The sequence below is a fragment of the Desulfovibrio sp. X2 genome, assembly GCF_000422205.1.
GTDB lineage: Bacteria > Desulfobacterota > Desulfovibrionia > Desulfovibrionales > Desulfovibrionaceae > Alkalidesulfovibrio.
This window is the reverse complement of sequence record NZ_ATHV01000004.1, coordinates 153,397-165,165: the sequence shown is the minus strand read 5'-3', so window position 1 is coordinate 165,165 and position 11,769 is coordinate 153,397. Positions and strand designations below refer to the sequence as shown.

Here is an 11,769-nt window from a genome sequence, read left to right as displayed (position 1 = left end):
GCCGCATTCCTGCCTTCATCATCAAGGATCGGCAGACGAGGGGGCGATCTTTAGCGGGAGCTCAATTTTTCGGGAGGATCGCGTCGCGGAAGAGCGCGAGAAGGCGCTGCGCCTCGTCGGCCGGAAGCCCGCGGGCACCGGCGATGTCGGGCAGGTTCTCCTCGGCGTCCGAGGGGCGCACGTAGAGCGGCTCCACGGGCCGGGAGGCGTACTCGGCCCTGGCCGCCACGGCGAGCATGGCCGCGGGCGCGGGCGAGTCCAGGCGGGCGGGCAGGACGATCAGGGGGGAGCCCGGGGAGAGGAAGACGTCGGCGTTCTTGCGCAGCCCGCTGCCCAGGGCGTGCACCGGGCCGGGCAGGGCGGAGAGCACCTCGAGGGCGGCCCCGGCCGTGAGCGCGGCCACAGGGCCCAGGGGGTGGAAGGGCGCGCCGCCTTCGTCTGCGAGATCTGCGAGATCGGCGGGATCGGCGGGGGCGGCGGGGGCGGCGGGCCCGTAGAGGCGCAGGTAGACCTGGCCGCGCCGGGCGTAGGTGACCACGGCCAGGGTGGAAATTTCCGTTCCCGATTCCTCGTCGGACCTTGCCGTGCCTCCGGACTCCGGCCAGCGGCGCGGCGCGGCCTCGGCCAGCAGGTCCGGCAGCTCGAGCCCGGCCAGCGGCACGCCAGTCGCGGCCATGACCCCCTCGGCCGTGGACAGGATGACGCGGATGCCGGTGAAGGAGCCGGGGCCGCGCACGCAGGCGATGCCCAAAAGGCGCTGGAAGCCGCCGAGCAGGCGCAGGAGCTGCTGCAGGCAGGGCGCGAGCAGGGCCATGGCCCGTCCGGGAGAGGGCCATTCCTGGGCCGCCTCCAGGACCACGCCCGTCCCCTCCCTTCGTCCGGCCACGATCTGCAGCCTGTCCTCGGCCGCGCCGAGGACCAGCAGCAGGTCGCGCGCGGGCGCCGCCTTGGCGGCCCTAGGCCGGGCCGAAGAACGAGCGGACGATGTCATTGTAGATCGCCAGGGCCATGAGCATGAACAGGAGGAAGAGGCCGATGCGCGTGGTCACGCCCTGCACGCGCGTGCTCACGGGCTTGCCCGAGGCGGCCTCCAGGCCGAAGAACAGGATGTGGCCGCCGTCGAGCACCGGGATCGGCAGCAGGTTGATGAGCCCGAGGTTGACCGAGAGGAAGGCGGCCATCTGCAGCACCGTGGCCAGGCCCTGCTTGGCCGACTCCGCCACCACCTGGGCGATGAAGATGGGCCCGCCGATCTCCTTGGTCGAGACCGCGCCGGTGACGATCTCCCACAGCCCGTGCAGGATCTTGCCGGTGAGCGCGGTGAACTTGCGCCAGGCCAGCACGGGCGCCTCGGCGAAGCCCGCCTCGCGATGCACGGGGCGGAAGCCGTAGCTCACGCCGATCATGGGCCGGGTGACCGTGGAGCCGCTCGGCAGGGTGCGGGTCATGACCCGCGGCGTCAGGTCCACGGCGAAGGTCTTGCCGTCGCGCTCCACGGTCAGGTGGATGGGCGCGTCGGGCTTCTCCTTGATGCGCTCGGTGAGCTCGTCGCCGAACCACAGGGGCTTGTTGTTCACGGCCGTGATCAGGTCCTCGGGGTGGAGCCCGGCCTCGGCCGCCGGGGTGTCCGGATGGACCGTGGTCACGAGGATGTTCAGGGCCTCGTTGTTGCCCGTGGCGATGAGCGCCCAGTAGACCAGGAAGGCGAGCAGGAAGTTGAAGCACGGCCCGGCGGCCACGATGCACATGCGCTGCCAGGCGGGCTTGCGGTTGAAGAACTGGTGGGGCTCGAAGCCCTCGGTGTCGTCGTCGCTCCCGTCCGCGGGGCCTTCGGGATGCTCCTCCGGATGCTCGCCCACCATGCTCACGTAGCCGCCCAGCGGCACGAGGGAGAGGCGGTACTCGGTCTTGCCCGCGCGCAGGCCGAAGAGGCGCGGCCCGAAGCCGAGCGAGAAGACCCGCACGCCCACGCCGAAGACCCGGGCCAGGATGAAGTGGCCGAGCTCGTGGAAGAAGATGAGGCCGCCAAGGACCAGGATCACGGCAAGCGCGTCGCGCACGTCAGACTCCGGAGAGCTCGCGGGCGCGCACGCGCGCCTCGCGGTCGAGTTCGAGCACCGTCTCCAGGTCCGGAACGGTCCGGCCCCGGTGGCGCTCCAGGCATGCCTCGATGAGGCGGGGGATGCCGAGGAAGGACAGGGCGCCCGAGAGGAACAGGGCCACCGCGACCTCGTTGGCGGCGTTCAGCACGATGGGATGGCTCTGCGAGGCCGAGTAGGCCGCGCGGGCCAGGCGCAGGCAGGGGAAGAGCTCCGTGTCGGGCTCCTCGAAGGTCAGGCTGCCCAGGCGCACGAGGTCCACGGGCGTCACGGCCAGGGGCACGCGGTCCGGGAAGCACAGGCAGTAGGCGATGGCCACGCGCATGTCCGGCGGCCCGAGGTGGGCCAGCAGCGACCCGTCCACGTACTCGGCCAGGGAGTGGACGATGCTCTGCGGATGGACCACCGTGGCCACGCGGTGCTCGGGCAGGCCGTAGAGGTGGCAGGCCTCGATGACCTCGAGCCCCTTGTTCATGAGCGTGGCCGAGTCCACGGAGATCTTGGCGCCCATGCTCCAGTTGGGATGCGCCAGGGCCTGCTCCGGGGTGACCTGCTCGAGGAAGGCCTTGTCCCTGCCGCGGAACGGGCCGCCCGAGGCGGTGAGCACGAGGCGGCGCAGCGAGGCGGCCGACTCGAAGCAGAAGGCCTGAAAAAGCGCGTTGTGCTCGGAGTCCACGGGCAGGATGGAGGCGCGGCTTCGGCAGCAGGCCTCGCGGATGAGGTGCCCGGCCAGCACCAGGGATTCCTTGTTGGCCAGGGCCACCATCTTGCCCTCGGCCACGGCCGCGAAGGTCGGCGGCAGGCCCGCGGCGCCCACGATGCTCGAGAGCACCATCTCGGCCTCGGGCAGGGTGGCGGCCTCGACGTAGGCCTCGGGGCCCGCCAGGATGCGCGGCGCGTAGCCCGCGGGCAGCAGCGCGCGCACCTTGTCCGCGGTGTCGCGGTCCAGCACCGCGAGCAGCCCCGGGCGGTGGCGGATGGCCTGGCGCGCCAGGAGCTCGGCATTGCGTCCGGCGGCCAGGGCGACCACCTCGAAGCGTTCGGGATGCTCCTCCACGACGTCCAGGGCCTGGGTGCCGATGGAGCCGGTGCTGCCGAGCACGGCGAGGCTGCGCGGCCTCCTGCACGGGGTGCGCTCCGGGATGGGGGATATGTAGACGCTGTGCACGGAAAAAAACCCCTGGATCAGGATTACGTGAAGAGAGGATACAGGGCGCGCAGCCCCACGTAAACAGGCACGGCCAGGAGCAGGCCGTCTATGCGGTCGAGCACGCCGCCGTGGCCGGGCAGGATGGTGCCGGAATCCTTGACCCCGAGCCAGCGCTTGAGCGCGGACTCGAAGAAGTCGCCGAACTGGGCGGCCAGGTTCAGGACCACGGCCGCGACGGCCAGGGCCGCGAGCGGGGCGCCGGACGCCGCCCGGCCGAAGAGCAGGCAGACGGCCACGCAGGCGGCCATGCCGCCCGCGCTTCCGGCCCAGGTCTTCTTGGGGCTCACCGTGGGCCAGATCTTGGGGCCGCCGATCTGCGAGCCCGCGAAGTAGGCGCCGGTGTCCGAGGCCACGACCGCGAGCAGCACGAAGACGATCTCCGCGGGCCGCATGTACATGAGCAGGGCCAGCGGCAGGGGCACGTAGAGCAGCCCGGCCGTGAGCACGGCGGCGTTGGTGTAGAAGGCGTCGTTCGGCTTCCTGCCGAAGCAGTAGAGGAAGAAGAGGTTGCCGAGCCACAGCCCGGCCGAGAGGACCAGGATGAGGTAGAGGGGGTCGTCGTGGCGGGCGGCCGTGAAGAGCAGCACCGCGCAGGCGGCGCCGATGACCTTCTTGCCGACGCCGGCCCACTCGCGCCAGAACAGTCCGTAGAACTCCGTGAGGCCGAGGAGCGAGATGGCCAGGGCCGCGGCGAAGGTGGCCCAGCCGCCGACCATGAGCACCAGGCCCAGGCCGAGGACGAGCACGGCCGAGGTGGCCACGCGGGCGCGCAGGTTCGGCGCGGCCACTAGCGCGCCTCCGGGCCACGGGTCAGGGGGGGGCGGCTCAGTTCGAGCCGTGCGGCGGCACCGTGGGGCGCTCGCACCGGGCCTGCGCGGTGGAGCCCGGCCCGGCCAGCGGGCGGAAGCACTTCTTGGTGGCCCCGCACACGGGGCAGCGCCAGTCGTCCGGCAGGTCCTCGAACTTCGTGCCCGCGGGAACCTTGCCCTTCCTGTCGCCCTTGTCCGGGTTGTACACGTAGCCGCAATTGACGGTTTGGCACTGATACATCTCTTCAGGAGCAGCCATGTTCGCCTCCCGGTTTGAAGATGGCGGGATCCCTCGCAACTCTAAAGCGCCTGCCCGGGAAGTCAATCGGAGCCCACGGCGTCCGACGTCCGCGCACCCTAGCGGGATTCCGCGGGCGTGGCAAGGCGGGCGGCCGCAAAGGCCGCCTCGTGCGCCTCGGCGTGGTCCTGGCCGAGCGGGCGCACGTATCCGGGAGCGTGTTTTGCCCTGGTCCGATGCCGGTCCGGATGCTAGACAGGAAGCGCCTGTCCTGCAGGCGATTTCGCCGCGCGGACGGCCGCCTGAAGGCGGCCGTCGGGAAATCGTCAGGAATCCGGCCGGACGCCGGACGGGCATGCGGCATGCGTCGGGGAGCTCCCTCGCCGCCCCCCCCGCGACGGGTCGGGACAGTTTTCGGAGAAAAGACCGGGGCGGCACCTTTACAATAACCCCATCTTGTGTATCCATAAGTAGTTGCAAGGAGAAAAAAGTGAGCCCGATAAAGAAGAACGATTCGGACGGCGCGGGAAAATCCAAGGCACCGGCCCGTTCCGGGCGCGCGAAAGGGAAGCCGCCGGTCCCGGCGAAGCGATCCGGCGCGTCCGATTCTCTCGCGACACCTGATTCTCCTGTATCACCCGAAGCCCTCGAATCCTCCGAATTCTCCGAATCCTCCAGCTCTCCCGGCCGCCTCGCGGGGGACGGCACGTCCGGCGAAGCCGGGCGCGAGGAACCCGCGGCAGCCGATCCGGGGCGCCGGGGAGAGAAGCTGCCGGAGGCGGAGGCATCCCGCGCGGAGCGGGAAGACGAGGAGGCCGGGGATGCGCGTGATCCGGCGCAGGCCGCAGGCCTCAAGGCCGGGGGCTTCACCGTGGTCGGCATCGGCGCCTCGGCCGGGGGGCTCAAGGCCCTGGAAGGCTTTTTCCGCAATCTTCCCGAAAAGCTGGACGCGGCCTTCGTGGTCGTCCAGCACCTGGACCCCACGCGATCCTCCCTCATGGACGATATCCTGGCCCGCTACACCAGCCTGCCCGTGGTCACCGCGGAGGACGGGATGATGCTCGAGGCGGGCAAGATATTTCTCAGGCCGCCGGACCACGACGTCGAACTCGAGGGCAGCCGCATCCGCCTCAGGCGGACGGATGGCCTTGCGATCTCGCTGCCCATCGACCGCTTCTTCCGCTCCCTGGCGGCGGAGACGGGGCCCCGGGCCGTGGCCGTGGTCCTGTCCGGCGCGGGCGGCGACGGCTCTCTCGGCGTGCGCGACGTGAACGCGGCCGGAGGCATGATCATGGTCCAGCAGGAGGACCAGGCCGAGTATTCCTCCATGCCGACCCGCGCCATCGACACCGGGCTCGCGGACTTCATCCTTCCCGTGGAGCGGATGGGCCGGGAACTCGCGCGCTACATGGTGCATCCCTATCTGGCAGGGGCCGAAAAGCCCCCTGCGGGCGACGCCAGCCAGGACGAGAGCGCCGTCGAATTCCTGCTGCGCAAGATCCGCTACGCCAAGGGGCACGATTTCGGCGGATACAAGCGCAACACCATCCAGCGCCGCATCTCCCGGCGCATGGCCATGCACCAGATCAACACGATCACGGAGTACATCGGCTACGTGGTCAACCACCCCGAGGAGGTGGAGTCCCTCTTCCGCGACCTGCTGATCAACGTCACCAACTTCTTCCGCGATCCCAAGGCCTGGGAGAGGCTCAAGAAGGAGGTGCTCGTGCCTCTGGTCAAGGAGCGCCGCGACGACGAGGGCATCCGCATATGGGTGGCGGGCTGCGCCACCGGGGAGGAGGCCTACACCCTGGGCATGCTCGTGACCGAGGCCATGGACGAGGCGGACCGCAGGCTCAAGGTCAAGATATTCGCCACGGACATCAACGACCATGCCGTCGACAGGGCCCGCGAGGGCGTCTATCCCGACAACATCGCGGCGGACGTGGGGGCGTCGAGGCTCAGGCGCTTCTTCGTCAAGGGCAAGGGAAGCTACACGGTCAAGACCTTCCTGCGCGAGATGATGATCTTCGCCGTGCACGACCTGGTGCGCGACCCGCCCTTCTCGCGCCTGGACGTCATCACCTGCCGCAATCTGCTCATCTACATGGGCGGCAAGCTGCAGCAGAGGATCATTCCCATGCTGCACTACGCCCTGACCCCGGGGGGCTGCCTCATGCTCGGCACCTCGGAGGGCATCGGCGACTTCGTGGAGCTCTTCAAGCTCGAGGACAAGAAGTGGAAGATATTCCGCGCCCGCAAGGGGACCACGAGCAGCCGCGCGGTGCAGCGTTTCATCGACAAGGACATCTTCGAGCAGGCCCATCGGCGGGATGCGCCGGATGCGCCGGATGCGGCCGACGGCGCGAGCCACGCGCACCGGAGGCAGGGGGGCGCGCCGGAGCACGGGAACGGGGCTGGGGGCGGACAGGTCAACTACCGGCAGATCACCGAAAACGCGCTCCTCGAATACTCCTCGGCCGGGGTCCTGCTGGACTGGCGCGACCAGGTGACCTACTTCCACGGCGATACAGAGCTCTATCTCGCCCCGCCCATCGGCGAGGCGACCTTCGACGTCCTGTCCATGGCCCGCGGTACCGTGCACGAGGCCCTGGAAGCGGGCATCCGCGAGGTGCGCCGCAGCGGCCGCCCCTGGAGGAGCGAGGGGCTGTTCGTCCGCCACGGCTGCCAAGCCCGGCGGGTGGATGTGGACATCATGCCTGCCGGTCGGCCCGATGGAGGGCCGGACTATCTGCTGGTCATCTTCAGCGACCGCGCCTGGAGCGGGGAGGAGCCCGACGCCGAGGACGAGGCCGACGCCCGTGTGGCCGCCCTGGAGCGCCAGCTGCACTCCGTGCGCCAGGACCTGCAGGCCACCATCGAGGAGCTGGAGACCTCCAACGAGGAGCTGAAGAGCGCCAACGAGGAGCAGCAGGCCAACAACGAGGAGCTGCAGTCCACCAACGAGGAGCTCGAGACCTCGCGGGAGGAGCTGCAGTCCACCAACGAGGAGCTCGAGCAGGTCAACGTCCAGATCCAGCGCAAGAACGAGGAACTGACCAAGATCAACAACGACATCAAGAACCTCTTCCAGGCCACGGACGTGGGCATCCTCTTCCTGGACGAGAAACTGCACATCAAGCGCTTCACCCCTGCCGTCCGCCAGATCTTCAACCTCACCGAGGAGCGGGACCTGGGCCGCCCCGTGACCGACATCTCCCACCGCCTGGCCTACGACGGCCTGGCCGAGGACGCGCGGGCCGTGCTGGACACGCTGAACGAGAGGGTGAGCGAGGTCAGGACCACTGACGGCATCTGGTTCCGCCTGCGCATCCGGCCCTACCGCACCAGCGAGAACGTCATCGACGGGCTGGTGGTCAGCTTCACGGACGTCACCGAGATCAAGCAGGCCGCCCTGGCCGAGAAGGAGGCCCGGCTCTACGCCGAGGCCGTCACCGAAACCATCGGCACGCCGCTTCTGGTCCTCAGGCCCGACCTGCGCATCCACTCCGCCAACGCCGCCTTCTTCAACACCTTCATGGCCGCGCCGGACAAGACCATCGGCGTCAAGCTCTACAAGCTCAACGGCGGGGATTGGGACATCCCCGAGCTCAGGCGCCTGCTGGAGGATATCATCCCCGGCCGGACCATGCTCGAGAACTACCGCGTGGAAGCGGACTTCCCCCGCCTGGGACACAGGACTTTCCTGCTCAACGCCAGGCAGGTGGAGTACAAGGAGACCGATCCCGCGTTCATTCTGCTGGCGTTCAGGGACATCAGCGAGAAACCGCTCTAGGGGGGAGCCGGAGGAAAGCCGCATGGCGGACAAGAAGGTCTCGAAAGGGAGGGGGGCGGACAGCCTGCGCAAGGCCGCCGAGGAACGGACGAAGAGTTCCCTCGGTGATCTCGAGAAGCGCGTCCCCACGGATGCGCAGGAGCTGATGCACGACCTGCACGTGCACATGGTGGAGCTTGACCTGCAGAATGCCGAGCTGAGCCAGGTGCGCGGCGACCTGGAGGAGGCGCGGCAGCAGTACTGGGAGCTCTTCCAGCACGCCCCGGTGGGCTACATGACCCTGACCCAGGGCAGCTACGTCGGGATGTTCAACGACGAGGCCGCAGTGTTGTTCGGCGCCGGAAAGGAGCGCTTCAAGGGCGCCAGCCTCTATTCCCTGTTGCATGAGGACGACCGCGACGCGCTCTACCTCCTGGTGCGCCGGGCCATCACGGGGATCCCCGCCGAGGCCGAGGTCCGCGTGGAGGGGAAGGACGGGGTGCGCTGGCTGCGCCTGCTGGCCCGGACCCTGCCCAAGAGCCTGCCGCTCCTGCTCACCGCCATCGACATCACTCCGCGCAAGCAGGCCGAGGAGGCGCTCGTGCGCGAGCGCGAGGGCTTCAGGCGCCTGGCCGAGAACTCGCCGGACATGATCTGCCGCAGCGACCTCGCGGGCCGCCACCTCTACGTCAATCCCGCCGCGGCCCGCTTCCTGGGGCAGCTGCCCGAGAACGTGGTGGGGAAGACGTTGCGCGAGCTCGGGCTGCCCGAGGACCTTCGGCGGGTCTGGGAGGAGGCCGTGTCCAGGGCGATCCGTCTGCGCCAGTCGGTCCGCTTCGTCCTCGAACTGCCGCGCACGACGACAAGGCGCACCTACCAGGCCGCGGTGGTCCCGGAGTTCGACAGGCACGGCGCAATCGAGAGCGTGCTGGTCATCGCCCGCGACATCACCGAGATGCAGCTGATGCAGCAGCGCCTGCGCGAGCTGCGCGACCGCGCCCTGGACGCCGCCCTGACCAAGAGCCAGTTCCTGGCCAACATGAGCCACGAGATCAGAACGCCCATGAACGGCATCCTGGGCATGCTGCGCCTGGCCCTCAAGGCCGAGCTGCCGGACAAGGTCAGGAAGCAGCTCGAGCTGGCCGACGAGGCGGGCTACAACCTGCTCGGGATCATCAACGACATCCTGGACATCTCCAAGATCGAGGCCGGGAAGGTGGATCTCGCGTCTCGCGACTTCGACCTGCGGGAGCTGCTGCAGGCCCTGGCCGCGGAGCTCGAGCCGCAGTGCAGGGAGAAGGGGCTCTCCTTCGTCCTCTCGCTGGAGGCCGCCCTGCCTTCAACGGTGCGCGGCGATCCGCTCCGCCTGCGCCAGATCCTTGACAACCTGCTCTCCAACTCCCTCAAGTTCACGCGGCAGGGGGAGGTGCGCCTGAGTGCGGAAGCCATGCCCGAAGAATCCGACGAGGCCGCGATCCACAACGTGCTCTTCCGCGTCGAGGACACCGGCATCGGCATCCCGGCGCATCTGCAGAAGCGCATCTTCGATTCCTTCACCCAGGGCGAGGACGACCTGACCAAGCGCTACAAGGGTACCGGGCTCGGACTGGCCATCTGCAAGCGGCTCGTGAAGCTCTTCGGCGGGCGGATCGACTTCGAGAGCGTCGAGGGCGAAGGCACGGCCTTCCACGTGCTCCTGCCCCTGCAGGCGGCCGGGGAGAACGTCGCGACCTCCTGCAGCAGCAGGCCTCCGCAGGAGCTGGGGCCGCTTCGGCTGCTGCTCGTCGAGGACGAGCGCATCAACCAGCTGTTCATGCTCGACATGCTGCAGGGCGAGGGCCACGAGGTCACGGTGGCCGCCAACGGCGCGGAGGCCGTCTTCGCCCTGGCCGGGGGGCATTTCGACGCCGTGCTCATGGACGTGCAGATGCCGGTCATGGACGGGGCCGAGGCCACGCGCCGGATACGGCGCGGCGAGGCCGGGGACGCGGTTGCCGGGATTCCCGTCATCGGCCTCTCGGCCTACGCCATGAGGGAGGACGAGGAGCGCTTCATGGCCTCGGGCATGGACGCCTACGTCACCAAGCCCGTGGCCTACGGGGATCTCGCGGCCGCCATCGCCGCGGCCTCGGGCGCCGAACTCGGGAGGGGGCGGAACGGTTCCGCTCCCGAGTGCTAGTCCGCGAGGCCGCCCCGCAGGCCGATCCGTCGGTCCGTCCGGCTCTTGCCGGATTTCAGTTGCTTCTCTGCCGGGCTGACCGCTCCAGGCTGCCCGGCAGGGCCTCTGCCGCGGCGCGAAGCCCGCTGTCCTCCCAGAGCGCAGTGCACAGGTCGCAGGGGCCGAGGAAGGTCCGTCGCGGGTCCGCCTCGCCGCGCTTTGCGAGCAGGCCGTAGACGCCCGCCGGACCATGCTCGGCCAGGAGGCCGAGCATGGGGTCGCGGCCCATGCCGTCGAGCAGGGTGGGCAGGGGGACGGCGCGGATGTCGCCGATCAGCCGCGCGTGGCGGCCGAGGTTGCGGCAGGCATGGAGGCGGCCGTCCGCGGTCAGCACCGGAGAGCGGCATATCCTTTCGCAGGGGCCTGCCCAGTGGGCAGCGGGCCGTGCCAGGCGCGACAGGCCGGGCACGGCGGACTCGGCCAGGCGTCCGGCCGAGACCAGGGCCGTGGACTCGACGCGCAGGGCCGGACTGTCCAGCGGCAGGCCGAGGATCATCTCCATCTCCCGGCGGGAGTAGGCCCCCGGCCCGTCGTCCATGACCATGACGGTCACGCACAGGCCGAGATCGAGGGCCGCGCGCACGGCGTGGCGCACGCGCTCCGTGGGGACGTATTCCTCGTGGAACCGGTCCAGGCTCGTTACGTAGGCCGAAAGGCCGAGCCCGGCGAGCGGCTCGAGCGCCGTGCGCGCCGCCTCCGGGGTGCGCGCGAAGAAGCTGTTGCTGCAGAGCTCGGCCGCGAGCCCCAGGCGGTGGGCCACCGCGAGCACGCCGCGCACGAGGCTCGGCAGGAGCATCGGCTCGCCGCCGGTCAGGCGGACGCAGCGCAGCCTGCGGCCGGTGCAGGCCGCCTGCAGGGCCATGGCCGCCAGGTCCAGGGCCATGGTCTCGTCCGCCTCGGGCGAGGCCGAGAGGCCGCAGTGGCGGCAGGCCGCGTTGCAGCTGCGGGTCAGGCAGAGGGTCAGCCCCACGGTCTCCATCATCCCTGCCCTCCGCCCGCGCGGCAGGACGCCGGGGAGGACGTCCCCGCGCCCGGGGTCGGAGGGGCTTCAGGCGGAAGGAGGAAGAGGGGGAGCGCTCTGGGCAGCGTATCGTTCTTGTCGGGTTTCATTGCTCATGGTCCTGGTAAGGGTGAGCAAAGGCCACTCGCCCGGGTACCCTGCAAGAGGTTCCGGTAGGGAAAATACGTAGAAAAAAGCAATAAGCGTGCCTTTTGCTAATATCTCGGCATGGCTGGCGAAATTTTTGTGCGGCAGGCAATAAATGTAAGGAATTCCGTCAATTTCAAGCTCTGAATAGATGAAAAATAGATTTTTGACCGGTAGAGTCGTATTTTGGGGGGGGATGCAAGGCGGGCGGCGGTAACTGCCGTGCGCGCGGCGGCACGGTGTCGCGGATCCGAGGCGGCAGGCCCCCTCCCG

8 protein-coding genes are annotated in these 11,769 nt (G+C 69.5%); 2 read left to right on the top strand and 6 right to left on the bottom strand.

Annotation, left to right across the window (positions count from 1 at the left end; translation table 11 throughout):
• Nucleotides 1-61: 61 nt before the first annotated feature.
• From tsaB to DSX2_RS02195, 5 genes are read right to left on the bottom strand one after another with little or no spacing between them, the layout of a single operon-like run.
• Complete coding sequence (tsaB, locus tag DSX2_RS02215) at nucleotides 62-991, bottom strand: tRNA (adenosine(37)-N6)-threonylcarbamoyltransferase complex dimerization subunit type 1 TsaB (protein WP_084486371.1); 930 nt, start codon at nucleotides 989-991, stop codon at nucleotides 62-64.
• Nucleotides 957-2,060 carry an RIP metalloprotease RseP gene (rseP, locus tag DSX2_RS02210; protein WP_020879400.1) on the bottom strand — a complete coding sequence of 368 codons (1,104 nt, stop codon included), beginning with the start codon at nucleotides 2,058-2,060 and terminating at the stop codon, nucleotides 957-959. Before rseP ends, tsaB begins: the two co-directional genes overlap by 35 nt.
• A gap of 1 nt (nucleotide 2,061) precedes the next feature.
• Nucleotides 2,062-3,267, bottom strand: a complete 1,206-nt coding sequence (locus tag DSX2_RS02205; protein WP_020879399.1) for a 1-deoxy-D-xylulose-5-phosphate reductoisomerase — start codon at nucleotides 3,265-3,267, stop codon at nucleotides 2,062-2,064.
• Nucleotides 3,268-3,290: 23 nt separating this feature from the next.
• The gene (locus DSX2_RS02200) at nucleotides 3,291-4,097 is read right to left on the bottom strand and encodes a phosphatidate cytidylyltransferase (protein WP_020879398.1); all 807 of its coding nucleotides are present in this window, start codon (nucleotides 4,095-4,097) and stop codon (nucleotides 3,291-3,293) included.
• Between the two features lie 37 nt (nucleotides 4,098-4,134).
• Entirely contained in the window at nucleotides 4,135-4,377 is a 243-nt protein-coding gene (locus DSX2_RS02195; RefSeq protein WP_020879397.1) for a rubredoxin, read from the bottom strand.
• Between the two features lie 850 nt (nucleotides 4,378-5,227).
• Here DSX2_RS02195 and DSX2_RS02190 point away from each other — a divergent pair.
• Entirely contained in the window at nucleotides 5,228-8,152 is a 2,925-nt protein-coding gene (locus tag DSX2_RS02190; protein ID WP_172640001.1) for a chemotaxis protein CheB, read from the top strand.
• A 22-nt stretch (nucleotides 8,153-8,174) separates the two neighbouring features.
• Nucleotides 8,175-10,310, top strand: a complete 2,136-nt coding sequence (locus DSX2_RS02185) for a PAS domain S-box protein (protein WP_020879395.1) — start codon at nucleotides 8,175-8,177, stop codon at nucleotides 10,308-10,310.
• 55 nt (nucleotides 10,311-10,365) lie between these two features.
• Here DSX2_RS02185 and DSX2_RS02180 read toward each other — a convergent pair whose 3' ends face one another.
• Entirely contained in the window at nucleotides 10,366-11,331 is a 966-nt protein-coding gene (locus tag DSX2_RS02180; RefSeq protein WP_020879394.1) for a radical SAM protein, read from the bottom strand.
• Nucleotides 11,332-11,769: the final 438 nt, after the last annotated feature.